Annotated in this window: 17 protein-coding genes; 7 read left to right on the top strand and 10 right to left on the bottom strand. The window is 44.9% G+C overall.

Annotated elements, in window-relative coordinates:
- Positions 1–8: 8 nt before the first annotated feature.
- Positions 9–2,450, bottom strand: a complete 2,442-nt coding sequence (locus AB0L18_RS12615) for an outer membrane protein assembly factor (RefSeq protein ID WP_367392951.1) — start codon at positions 2,448–2,450, stop codon at positions 9–11.
- Between the two features lie 240 nt (positions 2,451–2,690).
- On the opposite strand from AB0L18_RS12615, the gene AB0L18_RS12610 reads away from it, so the two are divergent.
- The 3 genes from AB0L18_RS12610 (at position 2,691) to AB0L18_RS12600 (ending at position 8,041) form a co-directional block, all read left to right on the top strand.
- Positions 2,691–4,184, top strand: coding sequence for a hypothetical protein (locus AB0L18_RS12610; protein ID WP_367392950.1), 1,494 nt, complete (start codon positions 2,691–2,693; stop codon positions 4,182–4,184).
- A 1,010-nt stretch (positions 4,185–5,194) separates the two neighbouring features.
- Complete coding sequence (locus AB0L18_RS12605; protein WP_367392949.1) at positions 5,195–6,748, top strand: DUF547 domain-containing protein; 1,554 nt, start codon at positions 5,195–5,197, stop codon at positions 6,746–6,748.
- Between the two features lie 48 nt (positions 6,749–6,796).
- Positions 6,797–8,041: a hypothetical protein gene (locus AB0L18_RS12600; protein WP_367392948.1), complete on the top strand. Its 1,245-nt coding sequence runs from the start codon at positions 6,797–6,799 to the stop codon at positions 8,039–8,041.
- On the opposite strand, the gene AB0L18_RS12595 is transcribed toward AB0L18_RS12600, so the two are convergent.
- On the bottom strand, positions 8,038–8,940 hold the full coding sequence (locus tag AB0L18_RS12595) for a histone deacetylase (RefSeq protein ID WP_367392947.1): 903 nt from the start codon (positions 8,938–8,940) through the stop codon (positions 8,038–8,040). The two genes, AB0L18_RS12600 and AB0L18_RS12595, sit on opposite strands and share 4 nt — an antisense overlap.
- Positions 8,941–9,068: 128 nt before the next feature.
- Here AB0L18_RS12595 and AB0L18_RS12590 point away from each other — a divergent pair, with 128 nt between their 5' ends.
- Both AB0L18_RS12590 and rfbD read left to right on the top strand, forming a co-directional pair.
- Positions 9,069–9,944, top strand: a complete 876-nt coding sequence (locus AB0L18_RS12590; RefSeq protein WP_367392946.1) for a UDP-2,3-diacylglucosamine diphosphatase — start codon at positions 9,069–9,071, stop codon at positions 9,942–9,944.
- Between the two features lie 76 nt (positions 9,945–10,020).
- Positions 10,021–10,908, top strand: coding sequence for a dTDP-4-dehydrorhamnose reductase (gene rfbD, locus AB0L18_RS12585; RefSeq protein WP_367392945.1), 888 nt, complete (start codon positions 10,021–10,023; stop codon positions 10,906–10,908).
- Here rfbD and AB0L18_RS12580 read toward each other — a convergent pair.
- The 5 genes from AB0L18_RS12580 to AB0L18_RS12560 form a co-directional block, all read right to left on the bottom strand.
- Positions 10,905–12,170 carry a glutamate-5-semialdehyde dehydrogenase gene (locus AB0L18_RS12580; protein ID WP_367393150.1) on the bottom strand — a complete coding sequence of 422 codons (1,266 nt, stop codon included), beginning with the start codon at positions 12,168–12,170 and terminating at the stop codon, positions 10,905–10,907. The two genes, rfbD and AB0L18_RS12580, sit on opposite strands and share 4 nt — an antisense overlap.
- Before the next feature lie 136 nt (positions 12,171–12,306).
- Entirely contained in the window at positions 12,307–17,961 is a 5,655-nt protein-coding gene (locus AB0L18_RS12575) for a proprotein convertase P-domain-containing protein (protein ID WP_367392944.1), read from the bottom strand.
- 408 nt (positions 17,962–18,369) lie between these two features.
- A complete protein-coding gene (locus tag AB0L18_RS12570) occupies positions 18,370–19,842 on the bottom strand; it encodes a DUF2807 domain-containing protein (protein WP_367392943.1) in 1,473 nt (490 codons plus the stop codon).
- 8 nt (positions 19,843–19,850) lie between these two features.
- Positions 19,851–20,567, bottom strand: coding sequence for a PspC domain-containing protein (locus AB0L18_RS12565; protein ID WP_367392942.1), 717 nt, complete (start codon positions 20,565–20,567; stop codon positions 19,851–19,853).
- Positions 20,560–20,970, bottom strand: coding sequence for a PadR family transcriptional regulator (locus tag AB0L18_RS12560; protein WP_367392941.1), 411 nt, complete (start codon positions 20,968–20,970; stop codon positions 20,560–20,562). The genes AB0L18_RS12565 and AB0L18_RS12560 overlap by 8 nt, the downstream gene beginning before the upstream one ends.
- Before the next feature lie 582 nt (positions 20,971–21,552).
- On the opposite strand from AB0L18_RS12560, the gene AB0L18_RS12555 reads away from it, so the two are divergent.
- On the top strand, positions 21,553–22,494 hold the full coding sequence (locus AB0L18_RS12555; RefSeq protein ID WP_367392940.1) for a succinylglutamate desuccinylase/aspartoacylase family protein: 942 nt from the start codon (positions 21,553–21,555) through the stop codon (positions 22,492–22,494).
- 66 nt (positions 22,495–22,560) lie between these two features.
- Here AB0L18_RS12555 and AB0L18_RS12550 read toward each other — a convergent pair whose 3' ends face one another.
- The 3 genes from AB0L18_RS12550 to AB0L18_RS12540 all read right to left on the bottom strand — a co-directional run bounded on the left by AB0L18_RS12550 (position 22,561) and on the right by AB0L18_RS12540 (position 24,709).
- Complete coding sequence (locus tag AB0L18_RS12550; RefSeq protein WP_367392939.1) at positions 22,561–23,325, bottom strand: TIGR02757 family protein; 765 nt, start codon at positions 23,323–23,325, stop codon at positions 22,561–22,563.
- 146 nt (positions 23,326–23,471) lie between these two features.
- Positions 23,472–24,329, bottom strand: a complete 858-nt coding sequence (locus AB0L18_RS12545) for a hypothetical protein (RefSeq protein ID WP_367392938.1) — start codon at positions 24,327–24,329, stop codon at positions 23,472–23,474.
- On the bottom strand, positions 24,305–24,709 hold the full coding sequence (locus AB0L18_RS12540) for a hypothetical protein (protein WP_367392937.1): 405 nt from the start codon (positions 24,707–24,709) through the stop codon (positions 24,305–24,307). The genes AB0L18_RS12545 and AB0L18_RS12540 overlap by 25 nt, the downstream gene beginning before the upstream one ends.
- A gap of 117 nt (positions 24,710–24,826) precedes the next feature.
- Between AB0L18_RS12540 and AB0L18_RS12535 the strand changes: the two genes are divergently transcribed.
- Positions 24,827–25,120 (top strand): helix-turn-helix domain-containing protein, encoded by a 294-nt coding sequence (locus AB0L18_RS12535; protein WP_367392936.1) that lies wholly within the window; start codon positions 24,827–24,829, stop codon positions 25,118–25,120.
- Positions 25,121–25,125 lie beyond the last annotated feature (5 nt).

Genomic DNA, 25,125 nt, shown 5'->3' with positions numbered 1-25,125 from the left:
CTGTTTTCCTACTCGGGCTCAAATCCCAGGATCAAATTAAAAGTACCATATTGTTGCCAATCTTTAAGTTGAAATCCAGGTTGATCGAAACCTAGCCCATAATCAAAACCGATTGTCCCAAACATAGGCAACTGAAAACGCAGCCCCAGCCCTGTAGAGCGATACAACTGGAAAGGGTTAAAGTCTCGGGCAGATTTCCAACTATTACCTCCCTCGACAAATCCTAGGATATAACCACGTGCGGTACCACTGTTAAACAAGGGGTAGCGAACCTCCGCCGTAAACTTACTAAACGCAGCCCCACCTCCACCAACACTACCAGGGACATCATTGAGGTCGTAGCCCCGCAAAGCCAAGAGATCGTTGCCCACAAAAGCGGCCTGTTGGCTCCCTGACATCCCGTTGCCTCCAAGTTCAAAACGCTCAAAGGGAGAAGTAGAATGATTGGGGTTGTAGTTCAATAGCCAGCCCATTTTGGCACTTGTCTTAAGTACAGCCTTGCGCCCTAGCGGAAAGTATCTCTCTCCTTGAATACGGTATTTGTGGTAAGACAGACGACTCAACTTCTCATTGCCTTCTTCGTCGAAAGCTTGTCGCCAGGGAGGCGTCCACTGCCCAGACACCTCAAAGTTTCCCCCTTGGCGGGGAAAGAAAGGATCATTCATATTGTGATATACCAGTTTTAATTGGGTGTAGAAATTATGAAATTTACCTTCCGTCAAGGCTGTACCATCGTCTAAGTCAATACGCAACAAATTATCCAACCGAATATGTTGGTATCCCAGCTCGTTATTGAGGGTCCAGCCACCGTCCCCCCAAGGGAGTCGTTGGCCCAAACGGAGATTTGCTCCCGTTACCGATAAGGTCTCCCAATTGCCCAGACTATCTTGATCAGCAAACCGTTGGTAAAAAGCACTAAATCCTAATGAACGGGGTTTGCCATTGAACCATGGCTCCAAAAAATTAAGGTTGTAGGATTGAAACCCCAAGCCGCTGGATTGTGTCCGAATACTAAGTTGCTGGCCATCTCCATGTGCTGAGCGCCAATCGCCAGCTAGCAATTGCCGAAGAGAAAAATTGTTAAAGGTAAACCCAAGGGTTCCCACCAAGCCTACTCCATTTTCACCACCAGGATTAAAACTTGCAGCCAATTCAAATTTATCGTTACGATCTTCCTCCATTTCGTAAGTAATGGCAACCATCCCCGACTCGGGATCTACATCCGTACGGACACCCATCGTTTCCGGCTTGAAGTACCCCAGGTTAATCAACGCTCGCTGAGAGCGCAAAACTTCCTCACGACTAAAAGGCTCACCAGGTTGGGTGCGTAACTCGCGGCGGATTACGTGTTCATTGGTTCGCTCATTACCTGCGATATTGACCTCGCTAATGATCGCTATCGGTCCCTCTTGAAGCTGAATCTCAATATCGACGGTATGATCTCGTAAACTCGTGACAATGGCTTCAGCCCGAAAAAACAGGTGCCCATTGTCCATATACAAGCCGCTGAGATCGCCATCCTCGGGATCAAAATGGAGTTTCTTGTCCAAATAAGAAGGTCGGTAAGGGTCACCCGGCTTGATCGCCAAAATCTTTGCCAACAAGGTAGTATCATAGCGGTGCGCCCCCTTCCAACGGATTGTTCCTACTGTATATGGTTGCCCTTCGTCAATTTTCAAAGCCCAATACCAATGACCATCTTCGGTTTGCCAACTACTGCCTTGGGTAATCGCCGCATCGACATAACCCTGATCGCGATAATAATGAATAATGGCAGCTCGAATGTTCTCTTGCTCAACAGGCGAATAAATGCTTTTTCTTAACCCATTCACATCTGCGGCTTTGTTCAAATCTCTGACACGCTCTTTACTCGCTCCTTGCCAATGAACACCAGCAATTTTTTGCTTGCGCAGTTTTTCAAACTGCACTTCCATCACCACTCCTTCGCCAACTTTGCCTGCCAAAAGGGTAAAACTATCAGAAGCATAACCCTCCTTTTCCAATCGCTTACGAATAGTGCTCTTAAACTGTGCTACGCCCGCTGGAAGCCAAGCTGTTTCCAGGGGATATTGCTGTTCCAACCAAGTCGTCCATTCCTCCTGCTTACGGCGGGGAAGTCCATTTACTTTGATACTTTCCAACAATGGTGCTTCTTCAACAATAATGGACAGCCAGACCAAATCCAGTGTTGTTTTTTCTTGCATTACTTGTACATCAGAAAAAAGTTGTTGCTGTAGTAATTGGCGTACGGCCTGGGTTATGGCAGGGCCGGGAAGATGAATTTTATCTCCGAGCCTCAAACCACTCATCTGTCGTACGACATGAGGAGAAGTCTTCTCACAGCCCATTACCTGAATAGCTGCAATTTCATAAACCAAGCTCTCCTGAGCCTTCAAGACAAAGGAAAGGCTTAGCAGTGCCATGAGCACTAACTTTCTTAGGTAGTTCATCTTAAAAAACTTTGCCTAAAGAGCACTAATTGGTCTTTTGCGTTGTATCTCCTATTCAACGATAAAATATCTGTTTGCAAAATTTCCCGCCAAGCTCTAAGAATTTCCTACTTTTGCTCTGCAGGTTAAGCATCCTCGCTAAGCAAATGCTAACCCGCACATAAGAATACAAGGGCAGGTGATCCTGTCTCTTTTTGTACGAATCACTGGAATAAATACTGGTGAACAAGCACGTAAGTAATGAGAAATAAGATTGTACTTTGGGGAACAGACGCTGCCGACGAACGAATCTTGGTGGCTTTGGAATTGGTAATTAGCGAGAACAAGGTGATGATCTACACCTTTTCTGAAGCGCTGGCTACGGATGATTTCTATCAACAAATGATGGAAAATTGGCGCAATGACAAAGAAGAACCCGTGGTTTTTCCTGAAGGTCACTTGGCCTTGTCGCGTGAGCTCTCCATTACGGAAAGCATTCTTCCAGAAGATATCAAAGTCGAACGGACTGATCTTATCCAGCGAGCTCAAACAGAATGGCACTTTGTCGTTCTTTCATCAAAACTGAGTGAGGCCTACCGGACAGAACTGCAAGAGCTGGAAGAAAAGCTGGCCAGTCTTAAGGAGTATGATAAAGAAATCTGGAGCAATCTGAAAAATTTCTGGGGCAAAGTTCAGCAGCAAATGCGTGACCGAACCTTACTCCGTGAACATGCAGATGAAATCAAGGCCCGCACTAATAAAGCTTTTGATGCGCTAAAAAATCTGCGCAGCAAAATGGATGATGAGTTTCGCGAAAGCTCCAAAGAAAACATGCAGCGCTTTAGCGAAGCAATTGAAGATGTAGAGAAGCGTATCAAAGAAAATACCCACCTCAATAAAATCTTTGATGAACTCAAGCGACTACAAAAGGATCTGCGCGGGATGACTTTCACCAAAGAACATCGCAATAAACTGTGGCAACGCATTGATACGGCTTTTAAAGACGTAAAAGAAAAACGTTTCGGTGATCGCTCCGGAGGTGATAGCCATGCCAGCAGTGGTAGCGGCAACTCCCCTCTTGATCGAATTACCAGCCGCTACAATGGTTTGCTCAATGCCATTGACAAAATGGAACGCTCTATCAGTCGTGACGAAGATGATCTCGCTTTTCAAGCCCGTCAGATTGATCGTACAGATGGCCAACTAGAAGCTCAAATCCGTCAGGCCAAGGTCCAAATGATTGAACAGCGTGTCAACTCCAAAAAGGAGAAGTACGAGGACATGATGAAGACCAAAGTCCAGCTGGAGGATAAGATCGAAAAGGAAAAAGCTCGCGAGGCACAGCGCTTGGCTAAACAGCAAGAAGAAGCTGCTCGCCGCGAAGCCGAAGCCAAAGCCAAAGAAAAGATTGCGGAAGACATTCGCCAGCAACAGGAAAAAATAGAGCAGGAAAGCGGCGAACAACTCGCCAGTGCTGCTCAGGCCATCAATGAGCAAAAAGGAGGGCACAAGAAAATTGTCCAGGAGCCTTCGCCACAAGAAACGCCAATGGAAGCAGAGGCCGCTCCAAAGGCTAAAGCTACAGCTCCAGAGGAATCACTTCTTGATGCCATTGGTAGCACTATTAGCGAATCCCTAGAAGACGTAGTGGATACCGTTAAAGCCATTGCAGAAGTGGTGGCCGACAAAATTGATAAAAAGGTTGACGATATCAAGGAAGATATTAACGACTTGATGAAAGAAGAGGAGGAATAACACTTCCTCACTTCTTGGATCACATTAAAAAGCCTTGCTGGAAATAATTTCAGCAAGGCTTTTTTAGTCCCTTCACCTTTTTAGGCCTATCAACTTCAATCAGAAAAACACCCAGAATATCCGGTTTTTCAAGGTGAGCGAAAAAAAAACATCAAAAAACTATTTTTTTTCGACTTAATCTAGGCCAGAAAAATAATTTAATCTTCACTTTTAAACTCAATAAAAACCTAACAAACAGATACTTATAACAAAAAATACAAATTTACAACTTCACAAATTACCTTTTTTGTCTTTGTTCTCCCTTAGACTTTGCTGCATATTTGTAATGTGATCGGGAGGAAAGGCCCACACCACCAAAGCAAAGAGATTGAAAGCAACCTTTGCGATTTAAAATTTGACATGTTCATGGGATTATAATTTGTTGGTGGTGGGACGTCCTGGCAACAACTTTTGTCAGGACGGACTACAGCTACTCAGATTAAATCCTTTAACTATAAAATAAAAAAGGTGAGGATTTGCTCTCCTCACCTTCGAATAGGTCGTTATTCATGGGATTATACTCAGTCAGTCGTGAGATTACAATTTGTTAAGGTTATGTACGTGTTTTCCGACTGATTATGAGGCGAAGATAGCCCGCTGATATTGTTCAGCAAAATTTCTGACCTCTTTTTTTCAAAAGAGCTACTTATTTTGGATATGTTCATGGGATTATAAGTAAAAAGTCATCCGTACCGCGGATGACTTTTTTTTTGCCCTACCCTCTCTTTATCGCTTCTTAAATAAGCCTTTATACCACGCTTGGCAAGCCTCACTTTTCTACTTCGACCTTGATTAAAGGTAGCAAAAGTCCGTCATTCGACGTTTGAACAACCGCCAATTTATTCTCTTTGCTGTTACTTATTTCAACTGAATTGTTTGGCTAAACCTACAATGCAACTGTCTATCCAAGCATCTAACCTGAATCTATTCCGTCAAACCATCCTTGAGATAAAAGAGTAAATGCCCCTTGTATGAGACTTTTCCCTATTCTTCTTATCCTGATATTTCTTGGCAATAGTAATATTACTCAAGCCCAGTTGGATTCTTTTTTTGTTAATGCTGATGCGTTTTTTAAAACAAATGTTATCAATGGCCTTGTTGATTATCAAAGCATCCAACAAGATCCTTCCGCTTTAACTATACTTAGTCAACAGATTGCCAATACAGACCTTAGTATGCTGGATGATCGTAATACCAGCCAAGCCTTCTATATAAATGTCTATAATCTTCTTGTTATCGCACAAATCGTAGAAAACTACCCTGTTTTTTCTCCACTTAACATTACGGGCTTCTTCGATCAACAAAAACACACCATAGCTGGTGAACAACTCACACTCAATGAGTTGGAAAAAGAGAAGCTGCTTGCCACCTTTCAAGATGCTCGCTTCCACTTTGTCCTTGTTTGTGGTGCTTTAGATTGTCCTCCAATTATTGATCAGGCCTACCTTCCCAACACTTTGGAGAATCAGATGGAACAGCAAACCCGATTAGCACTCAATGATGGAGATTTCATCAAAGTCAATGGTGAAGAAGTTTTATTATCCCAAATATTTGAATGGTATGCTAAAGATTTTGGTGATAATAAAGACAGTGCGATTGATTTCATCAATCGGTATCGCAGCATCCCTTTGAACAAATCTAATGTACGTTTTTATAATTACGACTGGACATTAAATCAAACTACGGGCTCTCAGGCTACAGGAACAAAACCTACCAGCTTGTCCTCTGGGGGGAATAACGCGGCTCGCTATGTTGTCAGTGCATCTATCCCGAAAAAGAGCTTTGAAATAAAAGGTTTTACCAATCTCTACAATCAAGTTACAGGTAATGGCACCGGCCCTGCTACTGATCAAGCTACTTTTTTTACCCAAAATCTTAGCGTTCTCTATGGGCTCAGCAATAGATTCAATGCTGGTTTTGATCTTCGTTATCGACAAGTAAGCTTTGGGCCCGAAAGTATCTCTCGTTTTGACGTCTTCAACCTCGAGCAAACCGCTAGTACTCGGCAAGGGCTTACCGGTATTGGCCCAAAAATCAGGTACGCTCCTTTCTCAACACTTCCCAACCTGTCTATACAATCCACCTACTGGTTTGCACAGGGAGAAGATTTGGCTGGCAACGCAGAGCGACCGTTCATTGACTTCAATGGTGACATTTGGTTTACTCAAATTTTTAACGACTTTTCAATTGGAGATAACTTTTCTTTTTTCACAGAGTTGGACATTCTCATAGAAGATATAGGCAAAAAAGAAGACGGTCACATTAATCGGTTTTCTACGCCTGTACAGCTAATTTTAAGCTATTTCCCAAACAGTAAAACGACTATTTATTCCCTGGGAGCTTACTCTCCTTACTGGCAAAAAGACTTTGATTACTTTTATCAAGCAGGCTTGGGAGCGAAATATCAAATCACCCCTAAGCTAGAAGTAGAGCTTCTTTACACCCAATTTCGCAATCAATTCATTCTTGACACAAACGGGTCAGCTTCTACCATGAACTTTGGCCTAAGGATTTCTGTCTTCTAATTGCAACCGATTCCTTTTCTTTTTTAAGGAATCGCCATCAGATTACTCATGCGAATCCTACTACTCTTCCTACTGTTATCTGTCAGCAATCTTGTTTTCATGCAAGAGATCGCTAGTATCACCTATATTGGATTAAAACGTAGTAAGATAGATGCGCTACAGCGACTAACGTTATTGCAACCCGGAGCACCTCTACAGTTAGAGGTGCTTTCCGCAGATTTACGTAGGTTATCCAATTCTGCAGGTATTTATCATACCAGTTATTCTTTAGATACACTAACTGATGGCATCCATATCGTATTTGAACTCCTCGAAGGAACTACCCGATATCCCATCGCACAACTTGGAGGCCTTGAAAATAATTTTTGGTGGGAACTTGGTTATGAAGATCAAAATTGGCAGGGAAGAGGTAATACATTGACCATGCTTAGTCGGCAAGTTGATGGCCGATTAGGAGGCAAAATTGCCTATAGACAAAACTACTTTCGTCATTATAACTGGGGCTTTGGTTTCCAATTAGAGCGATATGCTAGCCAGGAACCTCTTTATTTTGGCGATGAGCAGGTGGATTACCGCTATGATAATCACAATTTGGGTTTAAACTGGAAATACTTCTTCCATCCAGAAGAGGATATCCAGTTGGGGTATACTTACTTCCAGGAAGATTACGCTAAGGTCAATCTGGAGCAAACGCCAGGTCCTGTAGCCCGAACCGAGCAAAAGCAACTCATTCGTTTAGGGTACCACCTTAGAAAATTGCACTACGATCTTTATCAAACATCAGGTTTTGACCTCATGCTATCAAGTGAGGTCGTTTTACAACCAGAAGAAGTACTACCTTTCTACTTACTCAGGGGGATTTGGAAAAAATACCACCCATCGGGTCAAAGCGGTCTTTTTGCGAACCGTATATCACTGGGCTACTCCACCAATAAAAACACTCCTTTTGCAGCATTTGTCGTTGATAGTCGAGTAAATATTAGAGGATCAGGTAACCGTGTTGACCGAGGAACCGCAGCCATTGTGTTGAATTCAGAATATCGTTATTTGTTATTTGATCAGCCATGGGTTGGACTTCAAGCAGTAATTTTCATGGATATCGGCAGCTGGAGAAACCCCGGTGGCCAGATTACCGATATTTTGGAACGAGACAATCTAAAATATTTCATGGGGGGAGGGCTCCGACTTATTTTCCCCAAAGCACAACAGGCAATGTTTCGATTAGACTATGGCTACGGTCTTAATCCTGCTGGCATCAATGGCTTTGTAGTGGGCCTTGGTCAATATTTCTAACCAAAAACATCACTAGCGACCCGGTAGGTGTTAGCGTGAGCTTCAATAATATGCGCTATCCGCTGCGAATACCCCCCTCCCATACTTACGGCAACCGGTAATTTTGCTGCACGACAGACTTCAAAAACAAATTGATCTCGTTGCTTGCACGCTTGCACACTTAAGCTTAAACGCCCCAAACGATCTGTGGTTAAAACATCTACCCCAGCAAGATAAAAGACCATATCTGGCTGATGTTGTCTGAGTAGCTTCGGCAAAATTGCTTCCAGCTTTTGTAAATAGACCTCTCCTGTAGTATTATCAGGCAGACCAATATCCAAATCTGAGCGTTCTTTTCTGAGTGGGTAATTCCGTTCACCGTGCATGCTGAAGGTAAATACGCGGGGCTCTCCCTGAAAAATCTTAGCGGTTCCGTTTCCCTGGTGCACGTCCAGGTCTACAATTAATATACGCTCTGCTTCTTTGCGCTTTAACAAGTAATTGGCAGCAATGGCAAAATCATTAAACACGCAAAAACCTTCTCCTCTATCTGCGAAAGCATGGTGTGTTCCTCCCGCTATATTGAGTGCTACTCCTTTTTCCCGTGCAAATTGAGCACACTGGATCGTCCCTTGCGCAATATGCCGTCCTCGTGTCACAAGATCAGCTCTCATTGGAAAACCAATGGCTCTCTCCTCCTTCCTACTGAGCGCTAGTGCTTGAAGCTTCTGCCAATAATCGGTCGTATGCGTCCACAACAAAATCTCTTCCGATAAGCAATCAGGTTCAAAAAATTGTTCCTCCTTTACGGTACCTTCATAAAGTAGTTGCTCTGGTAACAACTCATATTTATCCATTGGAAAACGATGCCCCTCCGGCAACTGGTACTTATAAATCGGGGAATACGCAATTTTTATCATCAGTACGTCAAGAAAGATTTTTTGAATAGGTAGAAATTAATCAGAATTAAGTTTAAAATAACCACCTCTTCACTTCTACTTCACAGGCTTTAAGGAACTTGCACGATCATTTATAAAAGCCCCATTCCATGAAGCGTGAGCCAGACATTGTAGTCATTTCTGACGTTCATTTAGGCACTTATGGCTGTCATGCCAAGGAACTACTGGTCTACCTTAAAAGTATTCGCCCTAAAACGCTCATTATCAACGGCGATTTTATTGATATCTGGCAATTTCGCAAGCGCTACTTTCCCAAGGAACATATGCAGGTGATTCAGCGCATATTAAAGATGGCGGCAAAAGGCACTAAAGTCTATTACATTACCGGTAATCATGATGATACGCTGCGCCGTTATTCTGATTTCTCTACGGGTAACATTCATTTACGTGATAAGTTGGTCCTACAACTCAAAGATAAACGCGCATGGATTTTTCACGGTGATATTTTTGATTTATCTATTAGGTATTCTCCATTTATTGCTAAACTTGGAGGCAAGAGTTACGATTACCTTATTGTTTTCAATCGCTTTGTCAATAAAGTTCGCAAAGCCTTTGGCCTTCAACCAATGTCACTCGCGAAAGAAGCAAAACGACGGGTAAAAAAAGCAGTTTCTTTCATTAGTGATTTTGAAGAAACAGCCATCGACCTTGCGGGGCAACAAAAGTATGACTATGTCATTTGTGGACATATCCACATGCCACAAATGAGAACAACCCGAGCTCATGGCCATCCAATTACCTACCTAAACTCCGGAGATTGGGTCGAAAATCTCACAGCATTGGAATACCAGTGGGGACAGTGGAGTATTTATGAATATGATCCTGCTGATTATCAAATTGTTAACAATCGTTTGGTAGTAGGAGCCTCCAATGGACTTAATGATGATGACGATGAAGACCTGGAATATGAAGACAACAATGATACCGAAGTATTACTACAAGATATCTTTGGTAATAGGTTATAATTAGTTGAATTAATCTCCTAATTACCAACTGAGTTTTATCTTGTGCAGACGCAACAAGTATAAAACATTACTTTCTATGCCAACGCTTTTGATTACCGGTGCTGGTGGCCAGCTGGGGAAGGAATTCGCTGCCTTAGCCCATTCCTTCCCTAAATGGCATTTCTTACTCCCTGTCCGTAACGAACTGGACATTACTGATACTACCCAAATTGAAGATTTTTTTGCTAATCATCAGCCCGACTATTGTCTTAATACTGCTGCTTATACCGCAGTAGATCGCGCAGAACAGGAAAGAGATACAGCCTTCTCTATTAATGCTACGGCGGCTCATCAGCTTGCCACGATATGCAAAAAATATAACACCCATTTATTTCACTACAGCACTGATTACGTCTACCAATCGGGAATCAACCGCCCTATCCAAGAAACCGACCCTACTCAGCCTAAAAGTGTCTACGCGGCATCTAAACTTGCTGGTGATCAAATGATTGGTGGGATACTGCCAGCTGCCACTATTATTCGTACCTCTTGGGTATACAGTAGTTATGGCCACAATTTTGTTAAAACAATGCTTCGCCTTGGTCAAGAACGACCTGAACTAAGGGTTGTTTTCGATCAGGTCGGCACCCCTACTTATGCAAAGGACCTGGCATTGTATACATTGCAAATGATTGAAAAGATAGAAGCAGGTATACTGGAGAAAGACAAACTTGCAGGGATATTCCATTTCAGCAACGAGGGTGTTTGTAGTTGGTATGATTTTGCTCAAGCAATTTTTGAACTTACTAAAATTACTTGTAAGGTTTACCCTATTGAAAGCTGGGAATATCCTACTCCCGCCCAACGCCCTAATTATAGTGTTCTAAATAAAGCTAAAATCAAAAAGGCCAGCGGTATAAATATTCCTTATTGGCGGGAAGCGCTTGAGCGTTGTTTAAAAGAAATAAATCACCAAGCGTCTTAATTCCTAATCTGACCATTTCCTTTTACAATCCATTTATACGAAGTCAGTTCTCTTAACGCCATTGGGCCTCGTGCGTGTAGTTTCTGGGTACTTATCCCAATTTCTGCGCCCATGCCAAATTGTCCTCCATCTGTAAATGCGGTAGTTGTATTCGCATATACGACAGCAGCGTCTACTTGTTTAAGGAAATATTCACACGTTGCCTCGTCTTCAGCTATAATCGCTTCACTATGTTTTGAACTGTATTTCGCAATATGGTCAAGTGCCTCTTCTACATCGGAAACGATCTTTACAGCTAACTGCATACTTAGAAATTCAGTTCCAAAACTATTCGCATCTGCTGGGGCTAATAATCTCTGCGGATAAGGGCCCGTCAAAATAGCATAGGCTTTTTCATCCGCCAAAACTCGACATTGGTGTATTTCACCAAGTTCCGACAATAAAAATGGCAATTGGTCTGCAATCTCTTCATGCACAAGCACACAATCCAGCGCATTACAAACACTTACCCTGCGGGCCTTAGCATTCGTAATGATAGCTTTTGCTTTTGTTATACTTGCCGTTTTATCTAAATACGTATGAACAATTCCCGCTCCCGTTTCGATAACTGGCACCCGTGCGTTTTCTCTGACAAACTTGATCAGTCCTTGGCTTCCACGAGGAATAATCACATCAATATACTGATCTGCCTGTAAAATAGCAGGTAGTGCCTCACGTTCACTTGGCGCAAGGTAACAGCTGTCTCCTAAATCATAGGGAGCCAAAACGGTTTTAATGAGTTGCAAAATTGCCTGATTAGAATAATGTGCATCTCTACTACCTTTCAGTACGGCAGCATTACCTGATTTCAAACATAATGCAAAAACATCGAAGGTTACATTAGGGCGAGACTCAAATATTATCCCTACAACTCCTAATGGAACACTGACCCTTTTTAATAACAAGCCCGACGCCAATTCCCGTTCTTCTAGTACCTTATCTAGAGGAGAAGGTAAAGCCGCTACTTTTCTTAGATCACTGGCAATGGCAAGTATTCGCTCCTCAGTTAAAAGTAGTCGATCATACTTTGGATCTTCTTTATCCATTCGACTTAAGTCCTCCTTATTTGCTTTGAGTAAAAAGGGAATCTCATTTTCTGTTAGGTCAGCCAATGCCGTTAGTATAGTTGCAATCTCGACCTGCTCTACACTGATAAGCCGTCTAGCAGCTTGTCGAACTTTTTCTAGTTCTGGATAGACTATCGTCTCGTAGGTTGCCTTCATTGTTATTATAATTTTTCCCCCCTTTGCATCCTTTTTTATAAACAGAGAGGGCTCCGGAAATTCCGGAGCCCTCTCGTTTTTATATTGTTGTAACAACATTGGAGTAGATGTGAATTTTCACATCTTTAAACCATCATTACTTTACAGCAATCATCTTCTTGGTTGCAGTGAACTCACCGGCAGTTACCGTGTAAGTCAATACACCCGTTGCACCTTGGATCATCTCCTTGGTCAAGTTGATCGTGTTGTAACCAGCTGCGTAATCACCACGTACTACAGTCAGTACGCGACCACTAGCGTCGCTGATCGTTACGGTTGCTTCTGCATCCGCTGGCAAGTTGAAACCGATCAAGGTTGTTGCTGCGAATGGGTTTGGCGTGTTCTGGTATACTTCGAAACCTGCTACGGCAACTGCTCCGTTAGAGAAGTTTACGCCTACGTTCATGGTGTTACCATTTCCGTATGCTTCAGCAGCAGTGTAACGGCTAGATACGTTGATTACGTCACTCAACTCAGCATCCACTGTTGGGCGGATTACCAGGCTGAACAATACGTCCTCAGAAGTAGCTTTACCGTTCCAAGAAGCAGTGATCTGACCTTCAGCAGCGTAACGCATACCGAAGTTCTCAGCTGTAGCTACACCGTACTCGATGTCTACCAACTCTGCTCCGTTCAAGTTCAAGGTACCCTGGAAGCCTTCTACTGATGCCATATCAGCACCACGGAATGCTACCGTGTATACGTTACCAGCTTTCACGCTTACGTTCTCTACTTCGAAGTTGAACTGACCGTTCAACGTACGATCGTCACCAGCCAAAGCATTGGCTTGTGCAGAACCGTTTACGTCACCAATCTTAACACCTACGAAGTCGGCAGTCAATACTGCTTCAGGTAAGTTGTTAACGTTAGCTACTTCTGGGAATTCAGTGAACCATGGGTTGTTTGCTACTGGGAATACAAAGTCTGCATTCACAAAGCGCCAGCTCGTGTTGTTCGCGAATTCCGTATCAATGTTCAAGATCAACTTACGCAACTGGATCATATCCAGGGTAGTGATCGTCTCTGAGTTGTTAACGTCAGCTGCGATGTACTTGTAAGGGCTGTTCAAAGGCTGTACGCCCAAGATGTGCTTGCTCATCAGTACAAGGTCAAACGTAGATACGCCGTTCAAGAAGTTTGCATTCAGGTAAGGAGCTACAGAGTAGTCACCTCCTGCAGGCAATACAAAGCTGAACGTTCCATCAGCGTTGGTCGTCATTGTGGCAACGTTTCCGTTAACACTTACTTCCACACCTTCTACCGTTTCGTTGTTTTCTGTAGCGATAACACCCTGGATAGTTCCAGTGCCACCATCAGGACCACAGTCAACGTGCTGCTGTACCAGTACATAAGTCTCACAGTAATCGTAGTTACCTTCTTCGTCGAAAGCGTATACGTAGACTACTGTCGTAGCTTCGTCATCTTGCGTCAATACCAATCCAGTATCATCTGGGCTTGGTACGAAGTTAGGATCAGCTTCTACATCTGCTGCACGGTAGATAGCGTACTTCGTCACGCGAGGTAGACCACCGAACAGTTCTGGTCCCTGACCAGTACAGTCACTGATTGGTGAACCTTCGAAGTCAGAAGCCCAGATTGCCATTGCACAACCACCTTCTTCTTGTGGCATCAAGGTTACGGTCAAGCCGTTGATACATACTGGTGCTGGTCCTTTACAGTCGATCACATCGAACACGATGGTCTCGCTGGTCTGGTTACCACAACCGTCCTCAAACAATACGCGTACTGCGTGGTAGATGTTATCTCCCATTGCAGAAGTAATGATTGGGAAAGTACCTGCGAATACGTAAGTACCGTCACCGTTGTCGGTGATGTTACCCAATACGTTCAAGTCTCCTACGAATTCGTTCGACTTGATGTCGCCGTCGCCGTTAGCGTCTACTGCAAATGCGTCTAGCTGTGCAGATACCAGGCTTACTACCAAGTTTCCGTCACCGTCAAACAATTCACACTCGTCAGCTACGCTGAATGGAATGCTTACTGCTTCTTCACAGTTGCCGTCGTCATCACCAAACTGACCAGCCAATAGGTCAGGACAGTTAGCTGTAGGACCTCCGTACTCACCAACAGTTACTACTGGTGCGGTTGAGTCGTATACTTTAACGAATTGCGTGTAGATGTAACGACCGAAGTTACGACGACCAAACTGGTCAGCAGGAATACAGCCGATGCCGTTACCTGGGATGTTGTCGTATACGGTGTTAGGAATATCAGAATCTCCATCACGATCGTTGTGATCGCGGTCGATTACTACTGTGTACTGGATACCTTGCTGAGCGTCAGCTACGTTATCACAGTTGTTGTCTACTGGGCCAAAGCCACTCACCACCCGTACTACTGGGCGCTCGTTGCCTTCTACTGAACGGTCTACAGGAAGTGCCTCACCGTCGTCTTCCGTCATACGAGGAAGTACCAAACCAGTGTACTCACCATCCCATACACACCAGTTGATCACATCGTAAGTGATGCTCAACTTGTAACACTCGTCGCCAGTTGCTGAGAAACGTACTGGATCGCCAATGTTTACGCTCAATACATCACAACCTACAGTGGTCGTAATGATCGTTGGTACATCAGGATCACCACAGTCAGCGTCAGCATCTTCTGGGAAGTCGATCGTGAAGTCGTGTACTTCCGTGATCGTGATCAGCTGGCTACAGCTGTTCGTCGAACGGAATACTTCGTTGATGTCGATGGCTCCGTTGCCGTTAGCATCGCCCTCTGGGCGCAACTGCCAAGCTTCGAAACGGCGGGTGATAGTTCCCCAACCACAATCGTTAACCTGGATGTTTGGCGTACGCTCTACGATGGTGTCAACAGCACAGTTGTCTGTACCCGTTGCGCCTCCGAAGATAGAGCTCATCATGATAGAAGTAGCAGCGAAGTCCTCGTCGTAAGCCGTAGCAATATCACCAGGGAAAGCCAATGGCAAGTTAGAACAAGTCAATGTTACTGGTGCTGGTGCGTAGCAGAATGGGTTCAATTTATCTTCTGGAGTGATCACCATCCAACAGATGTTCTCGTTTCCTGACTCGTCAGTTACACGTAGTTCGATCGTGATTTCGTTGTCGATATCACAGCAGTAGAAGTCTACAAAGTCGCCCCATGGGCTCCAACGGTTAGCACTTGCATCACAAGTGTTGTTGCGCCAGTAGTTACGACGTACTTCCAAAGTTACTGCTCCACAGTTGTCGTTAGAACCTTCGTCAACGTCAGAAGCAAAGATGCGTGCGATACCCAGGATACTGTTAGCAGAATCACCACCGCCAATAGATACGTTCAATTCGTCGTCACATGATGCACTTGGCTCGATCTCGTCCGTTACGATCAAGTCGTACTCTTCACAAGTTTCGTTGCCACAGTCATCTTCGGCACAGATGATCAGGATGTGCTCACCAATTGGTGCTGATACTACATCTCCGTCACACAAGTCACCACCAGCGAAGAATGATTCGCCGAAAGCAAGTACGGTGTAAGTCGTGCCAGCTACGCTTGAACATCCGTTGCCGTCAGTAAGGGTAGGACATGGAATCGCTACGTTTGCCAAACAGCTGAATGGTGACGTAGATACGTTGATTACTGCTGGAATGCCAGTGATTACTGGGCCAGTAGCATCAAATACTTTGATCAACTGCTGAAGCGTACCAGAACCGCCTGGGTTACACCAGTCGATGATGTTCCACTCACGACGAAGCTTGTAAGTACCTTCACAAACAGTGATACGTGGCTCATCAGAGTAAGAAGCTCCGATGTTACAGTAAGTCTGATCAAGGTCGTAGAAACCAAATGCCGTACGCAACCATGGGTAGCCAGATGCTGATGGGTGAGGGTTACCGTTTGCATCAACAGCGAAGTTCTCGTCACACTCCAAAGGAGCTACAAATGGTGGGAATACCAAGTCGCCAATCGTTGGCTTACGGAAAGTAATCGTCTGCGTACATGCTGCCGTGCGTGGAGCACCTACACATACACCATCGTAACGGTCTGAGACCGTGAACGTACGTGAAAGCGTTACATCACCACAATCACCTGCAGCACTTACTGCATCAGAAAGGGTAACTTTTACAGGACCGCAGTTGTCGCCAACTACAGGGAAACCAGTCAGGTTTACTTTTGCAATGAAAGCATTCAAAGCAGCAGTGCTACCTCCAAAGAAGGTGTTACGCGTAGCAGTGAAGTTCAAGGTACCATCTGCACTTGCAATCCATGACTGAGGCGTCTGGAAGCGGATGAAGTTGATATCGTCACATACCAAATCACGGGTATCGGTAATATTTACTGGGGTAAATTCTGGACCAGAAACACCCGTGTTGTTATCAGAATAGATGCTTACCGTCCAGTTACCAAACTGCGTCGTCAACCAGTTGGTCAATACCAGGGTATAGGTCGTGTTAGGCAACAAAGGCAGGCTCAAACGTAGTGCTGGATCGAATGGGTTACCTCCAGGTACGAAAGCATCGTCAGATGAACCGATGAGGTTCTCACAGGGTGCTGTAGGATCGAAACCGCCCTGGAACAGGAACATGCTTCCATCACCCCATGCAGTTTCCATCAAGATCGTGTATACGTCAACAGGAATAGCAAAGTCTGGCGTAGTGAAAGTTACTACGTCATAGTTGTGCACACCGTCTGCCAGGAAGCCCTGGTTCAAACAGCTGTAGTTGTTGAAGTTCAAGGTTGCATCAGCAGCACTTAGGTTACCGCTTGCTTGGTGAGCAGCATAGTCCTGCGTTACGGTGCTTGTGTTCGCTGGGCAAGTAACTACTGGGTTGGTCTTGTCTTCAGCGAAGATGTTACCCCAACAAGTGTAGACTTCATTTCCAGCAAGATCGTAAGCTACAACCATATAGGTGTGCGCACCACAGCCAGAAATAACATCAGTGTTACCACCGTCAACAGTGACAACAGCGTTACCAACACAAGTTTGGTCACCAGTTAGTACCATTGCAGGCGTAATACGTGCGCCACAAGTAGCACCTAAAGTAACGTTAAGGTTAGCTATGCAACCCAAATTAATTGGTACACCAGTACATTCGTTATTTGCACCTTCGTAAGTGATACGTAAAGTGATAGAACGAAAAGCACCAGTATCACCGGCAGCACCATCACCTACATAAACAGTCCAATCACCGTTCAGAAGATTACCACTACCAGCAGCAGGAAACAAGTCTGCAAAAGTAGAAGGCGGCTGAGCAATAGAGCCAGGAGCAGGAGCATATTCAAAGATACCATCATCCAATCCAACAATTTCAGCTGTAGTAAGGGTGTTACCCATGTCTTCAGCAGATACCGCAGCACCGTCTAACCATGTTAGAGGAGCCATTGCAGCATCTAAATTTGAATTAGAGGAATCTCCACAACAATCAGTACCATCATCAGCAGCTTCAGCTAAGCCTGGGCGGCTCATCAAACCAAAGATAGTACCATCAGGTGCTTGTAATTTGATAGTCAAATCACCAACCCAAGTGTGGTCGAAACCAAGATCTACCTGAATATCAGTGATAGTAGTACCAGCAGGAATACCCGCAATAGTTACAGACTGTGAAGCCATAGTACCCAATGTACCATCATAGTCTGCATCAAGAGGAGCGAGATTTATATTCCCCGCCCATGTGTCAGTAGCAACCTGCGCTACTACTTGCCCTGTAAACAAGAAAAGAGTCAAGCACGCCATAGCGAGTGACCCTAGCCAAGTTTTCGGACTAACGAATTTCGTATTCGTCTTTGTCATAAGATTACAATTTGTTAATAAAAATAAAAAAAGGTTATGTATGCTTAGTCTAAATAAGCCTATACAGTATGCTCTGATTTCCTGATAGTTATACACTATCAATTAGTCAAAACAGGTTTTTTTGGTCGTCAATTGCCTGCAAGATACTATTCTCGCTAGCAGTTAACCAAGAAAAGAATCGCTTTTTTGCGTTTTTATCTTTTCCATAGGCATTTAGAAGCTCCTTCTTACTACCAAAAAAACAGAACAGCTTATTTCTGTTAACCAATCAGGTATTTACGAAAAAGCGGCTGAGTCGACTTATGTCTACTCAACCGCTACAGTCATCATTATCGCAATTTCTTTATTTCTGAAGGATTTCCTTTGCTGTGTATTCCTAAACATCAAAGTGGCTCATGCCTATCCTCGCTAATTTTCCATGATCTTCAAGGTGCTGTTTTCACTAATGGTTTGCTCACTCACTTCTACCCCCTGCCCCAGCTTTATGGTGCTGTTATCAGAAGCAACTAAACTAGCCGTTTTTACCTTTCCTCGATCAGTATCCAAACGGCTTCCTCCCTCCAATTGGGCATTCAACTGTTGGGTGCTGCCCGTAAACTCCATGGAGACTCCTTCGTTACCGACAAGGTCCAGCTTTTGCACATCAACCGTTGTCTTTAGTTCAAAATCTCCACTAGCACTAATGCTTAAGTGCTCCCCTGTGAAGTTTTTGACACGAACATCATCCGTATGACTCAAGGTCAAAGCTTGCAAATCCGGCAAGGTCAAATATAATCGTACGGGCGATTCAAGATCAACAGCCTCCAGGTTTATCTTTAGTATACCATCTTCCAAACTAGTTACCAGTTTGCTGAGGTACTGATCTTCGCCCGTAAGGCGCATATCGTAATGATCACCTTGCTCAATCGTAACTTTCATCGGCCCAGTAAGGCTGATCTCACGATAATCCTGGTACTGTGGCAAGGCTTGCTGTTGTACCGGAGCCGCATCCGTGCTATTCCCTTCACTGTATCCGACAGGACAATCCTGGCAAATCAGTCGTCCTTCAGCATTCATCTGGTACCGCTGGGTCGCTTCCGGATACTTATCGAAGGATAAGTTGCCAAAATCAGCCACATCTGCTCCTATTATAAGGTAAGCTCCGACGGGAACTTGCAACTCCATTTTTACCTCTTGTGCACGCCATTTACTCAATTCAGAGAACGGTACCTCCCGAGGGATTGCTAAACTGCCTTCACGTTCTTGGAGTGGGAATACCAGTTCACTGGCCAGCCCTCTCGCATCTGCACCTCGTTTCCCCCTAGCGGTCACTTGCTTATTCAAATGCCATTCATTATCCGGGCTCTTCTTTATACTAAATCGGCTAGTTGCACCCGGCAGTTGTACTTCTTCATCAAAAATCATGAAGCGCTCCTCCTGATGGTCTTCCAATTGGTAGTAAGATAAAGCAACCGTTTCAGCAGCAAATGAAGCCGTACTCAACTGTTCTTCTATCTGTTCTTCTACCATAAACTCCTGGGCCAACGTACCTCCTATACTTGCCAGTGAAAATACATTGATAAACCAGAATACAATCATGGCAGTCGACCAACCTTTGCCCATCCGGCGACCAAAAACCACCCTAACAATGAGCAGTATTATGGCCAAAAGTGGCAATCCTATAGTAAACAGAACATTGATCATAGCAATGGCCGTCATCAATTCCTGCCCAGGGAAAAAGTTAGTAAGCAATGGCATGGAGAAGGTAAGTCCGGCAATAATGCCCAACCAAACCATAGCAAAGATGAAGATGAAAAAGATAGCGGCTGCAATGAGTAGCGCACGCAACACCTTCCCTATTTTGGGCAACTGCTCACGCGCAGCTTGCCAACTCTCATTCAAGGTATCATTTACAGCAGCGAACCGCTGCGCAGTGCCCTCGTCGTTGTCGTCATTTTCGCGCGGACTTTTTTTTTACCGGCCAGTTCTTCTCCCAGCTCGGTCATCTTCTCAGACAAATGTTCGAATTCTTCGGTAATGATCTTACTGATATTCGAGATATTGATCGGCTCGCCGCGCATCGCTAGCCGATCACCAGCAGTTTTCGCTTCAGGCATCAAGGCCCACAGAATCAGATACAGCGGTATGCCTATGCCTCCAGAAATAACGATCAGCACAAAGAATAGTCGTACCCAAATCGGATCAGCAATCCCAAAATAAGCGGTCAATCCAGCAGCTACACCACCTACCACCGAATCTTCGGTATCTCGGTACAGTCGCTTCCCGGTCTTGATCTTAAACTTGGCATCCGTGCCGCCGGCACTGGTATGCGCTCCTTCGGTATAGCTTTCGCCCTCGCTCATAGGATCAGCGCCGAATTCTTCGGGCCGTCCCATGATAGCGATGGCGTCTTCGACTTCTTGGAAACCAACAATCGGGCGATTATTCAGCTGCTCTACAAAGAGCTCAGCCAAACGGGCTTCAATGTCGTGGGTGATTTCTTCGTATCCTTCCGTAGTACGAAAATGATTGTGGATAGCTTCCAAATACGAGCGAAGGTGGTTATAGGCGTCTTCATCAATCGTGAAAGGATAGCCACCGAGATTGATATTATAAACCTTATTCATTAGTTTGATTGTTTTGCGTGTTATGATGGACTGCGGAGACTAAGTCGTTCCAGGTAGACATCAGGCCATCCAAAAATTCGCGGCCGTCATCTGTTATTGAGAAATACTTGCGCGGGGGGCCACTGGTGCTTTCCCGCCAGGTATATTGTAGCAGCTGGCTGTTCTTCAGCCGGGTCAGTAGGGGGTACAGCGTACCTTCCTTCACCTCCAGCGGTGTATCTTTCAGCTTCTCCTGAATGGTAGAAGAGTAAATCTCATCCTCCGCAGCAATGGCCGACAGTACACACAGCTCCAGCACTCCTCGTCGCAATTGCTTGCCCGCCGCATCCAAAGCTTTTATTTGTTCTTCTGTCATAATCGTCTGGGCTTGTAATGTGGAATATTTATTAGTACGCTCCAACATTTTTTGGCCGTTTTTTTTAAGCTTACTCAAGCGCATCATTGGTAGTAACAATACCTTCTTTTTGTAAGCCTCGATACAAAGATAAGGTAAGGCTAGGTATTATGCAATACATAGTACCTGGAAAAGGCAGCTACTTTGCTTATTTTTACTTGCTTCTCGACAAACGGCTACTTTTTTCCGACGAACGTCAAATAAAAAAAGCGGATGCTGCCAGTATTTAAGTCGTTTCCACTCACCTATGCTTTGTGACGGAATAAAAAATAACTGATTCCATTTTTGATTCGCTAAAATTTTCTAAGCAAGCAACTAAAAGGAGCTTGCATGAAAATATTCGCGAATCGTTGAAAAAAATGGAATCAGTTATTTCCGTCAAATTACTTAGACAATATTTCCTACCTTAGTTTTTTTGGGCGCATCCCCCGCTTAGGCGGCGGTCGCTCCCTTTCAGGGTTCGCTATTCGCTCCGCCCCGACCTGCAAAACCCTGATTGGTTTTGCAGGTCGGGGCCGCTCACTTCGTTCGCGCCTTTCAGGCAGCTTGCGCGGGCATTCCCTCAAAAGGAAGGGTAACAAGCAACAGTATATGGAAGCATTAGATCGCATCATAGGACGTTACACCGGATCACAACCAGGGCCCCTCATTATCGCTTTTGGGGCCATGCACGGCAATGAGCTTGCCGGCGTCAGGGCTATCGACATGGTATTCAGAATGCTCAAGATTGAACCCCAACAAAATCCGGATTTTGTTTTCCACGGCCGGATGCTGGGTATCAGAGGCAATCTAAAAGCTAGCCAGCTAGGGGTACGCTATCTCCAAAAAGACCTCAACCGACAATTCACCCCCGAAAACATTCAGCGCATCCGCCAGCTTCAAGACCACGAGCTCACAGCAGAAGACTTGGAGCTCAAAGCCATACTGGATTTGGTAGACGCCGAAATTGCCGATTACCAGCCTTCCGAGCTTTTTGTCATTGATTTACATACTACCACTGCCGACGGTGGCATTTTCTCCATCGCTTCCGATGCTCCACGTAGTTTGCAGTTGGCCAAGTCTTTACACGCCCCGGTCATCACGGGCATGCTCAGAGGGCTCAGAGGCACAACACTGCACCATTTCTGCTGCGATCACTTCCCCTGCCCTACCACCAGTGTGACCTTCGAAGCTGGCCAGCACGAAGATCCCCTCTCCACCCGCCGCGCCATCGCAGCATTGATCAATCTGCTTCGCTCCGTCGGTTGTGTTCGCTCCGAAGATGTAGAAAATCGCCACGATGATTTATTAATAAATTACAGCAAAGGCCTCCCCAAAGTAGCCGAGCTGATCGAAGTGCATTCTGTAAAAAAAGAAGACCTTTTCCAAATGGAGCCAGGATTCCGGAATTTCCAGTCCGTACAGAAGGGACAATTATTAGCCAATGATAAGAATGGCCCCATCTACGCTGGCTATGATTGCCATATCCTGATGCCCCTTTACCAACACCAGGGGGAAGATGGGTTTTTCCTCATCAATGTTATCGAATCGTAGGGGTGATGTGGTAGAGACGCGATGCATCACGTCTCTACTACATCACCCCTACACCGCATCACGTGTCTATTCCAACACCCCTATACCAAATAAGGCAAAATCGTACTTCACCGGATCATCCGGATCCAGACGGCGGAGATTGTCCGTCAATTCCACGACCGTTTTCCAATCCCTTTGCGGACGGGTAATTAAGCCCAGGCGGCGAGCAACCCGCTCTACGTGTACATCCAGCGGCATCATCAACTGAGCGGGGCGAATGCGCTGCCACAAACCAAAATCCACCCCCCGCTCATCTTTACGTATCATCCAACGCAAAAACATGTTGAGTCGCTTACATGCAGAGTTGCGCGCGGGTGTAGCAATGTGCTTACGCGTACGCTGGGGCGCATCCGGCAAACTGAAGAAGAGTTCGTGAAAGCCACGCAGCGCGGCCTCCGTCGTAACGGCTTCTGGCGTCATAAAACGGGCGAAGGCGTCTTCCAGCGAATCGTGCTGCCGGTAATACCATTGCAGAAATTCCAAAAAATAAAGGGTATCCATGTACTGAAAAGTACGATGCTTAAAATCCGCAAAACGCGCGCGGTCTTCTTCCGTATGATGAACGATAAAATCGTAGGGAGCGCCGTCCATCAGTTCTATCAGCCGAACCGCATTATTAATAATCGTTTTCCGCTGCCCCCAAGCCAGTATCGAAACCCAAAATCCCATGATCTCCTGGTCCTGCGGCAAATCGAACTGATGCGGTATTGATACCGGATCAGCCGAGATAAAGCCAGGTTCGTTGAAGCGCGCTACTTGTTCATCAAGGTAGGCTTTGATATCTTGGGGCATGGAGAGTATTTTCCGCTAAGGTAATAAACTGCTATTTATTGATGCTAGCTCAAGTTCTCCTCAAAAAAAATAGCCACAAAAGCACCAAGTCACGAAGATTCACAAAAAAATATTCCGTGCAATTCCGTGTTTTAGTGCTTTAGTGGCTAAAAACCCTCCGTGGCTAATTTTCCTGCAAAGGAAGAACTCAACACCCCCAATACCACCAAGCTCAAAAAGGTAGAAGTGTAAAACAAGTAAGAATAAGGCAACGCGTTCATATTGAAAAAATAAACCAGGCACAACTTTAAACTACACAGCGCAAAAAGCGAAGAGGCCACTTTGCCCCGCAAACGGAAGTGATACCATATATATAATAACGGCGGTAATAACAACGATCCTAAAAACACAGCTCGGTGTAATACCAACAAATGATCAAAACCAAAGAATCGCGCTAAGCCAATATTCTTGGCAATCGTATTTTCTGTACGCCACCTTATATCCGGATTCTGGAAACTATCCAGGTAAGCATCTTTCAAGGAATAGAAAAGATCAATCTCGTAAATGCCCTGAGAAATGATCATTAAGAAGAGACAGAGCACGGCCGTTCCTCCCATGATCCACAGTGCTTTTCGGCGGTCTTCCTGCCAAAGCATGTATATAAGGTAAGTAGCCGCCCAAAAAATTAGTGCATAACGACTTAGTAAGCAGCCCGCTAATGCGACTACGACCCAACCCGTCCGCTGATGGTAGACACTATACCCCAACAAGGCATAAAACCCTACCACCACCGGCTCTTCCGTGATCGTAATAAAAGTAGTGTAAGTGATGAGGATATAACTGAGCAAGAGCAACAAAGGCAGATAAACCCACCACTGCTCATGTCCTTGTTTTCTGCGACCAAAACGTAGCGCCAGTCCACTCGCCAAAGCAATAAAGAAGAGGTTCACAACTCTCAGATCAACGTCCAGCAGAATAGCAGGCACGTAAGAAAGCCACATTACAGGCAGGTAGATCGGTTGCATCCCATCCCATATTTCTGGGATAATCGCGTAGACTTCCTCTCCAGCCAGCGCTCGCCCATAATTTGGATAATCGGGAGCATATCGGCAAACGTATAATCCAGCGGCTGGGCTTTGATCGCCTGAAAACCGAAGTAGCCTATACCCGTCAGTAGTAAACCAAAGGCTATGATGGGTAAGGCACTGAAACTACCTCCCCTAACTTCCCCAGGAACCTCTGCTGCCTGGCGTTTAAGCAAGGGCACGCATCCAATCCCAATCCCCGCCAGCACATATACAATGGCAGCAAGATCCTTGTTGCCAAAAGCCGCCAGATAAGTCTGACTGATGACCTCCAGCACCACCAACAATAGCAACCAAGTATACCAGGAAGGTTTCCGCAAAAGAATTGATTTTGGGTAAAGGTAAAGAAGTTCTCAAAGTCAACAACCTATAATAAATAGCCAATATATTAGCTACTTTAAGCTAAAAACATTGTTTTAGATAAAATATTAGCCAAAATGAACAAATATAGTCTCTCAAAAACCCCTCAAGATATATTAGCACTTACGGCAGACCGCCATCGCAGATTACGCAAAAAAAAGAAATTCACCCAAAAAGCACTGGCAGAGCGCTCAGGTGTCTCTTTGGGAAGTCTAAAACGCTTTGAACAGAATGGTCAGATTCCTTTTGAAAATCTCCTGAAATTAGCTCAGATCCTTGGCCAGCTTGAGGCCTTTGAGCATTTGTTTGACGTCAATGATCAAACAAAAGAAGTAGAACACCTCTTTAGCAAAAAAGCACGAGGACTATGAAAATC

It is taken from the genome of Lewinella sp. LCG006, assembly GCF_040784935.1.
In the GTDB taxonomy this organism is placed as follows: Bacteria; Bacteroidota; Bacteroidia; order Chitinophagales; family Saprospiraceae; genus Lewinella.
The sequence above is the reverse complement of the archived record's forward strand: the minus strand, read 5'-3'. Positions and strand labels throughout refer to the sequence as shown.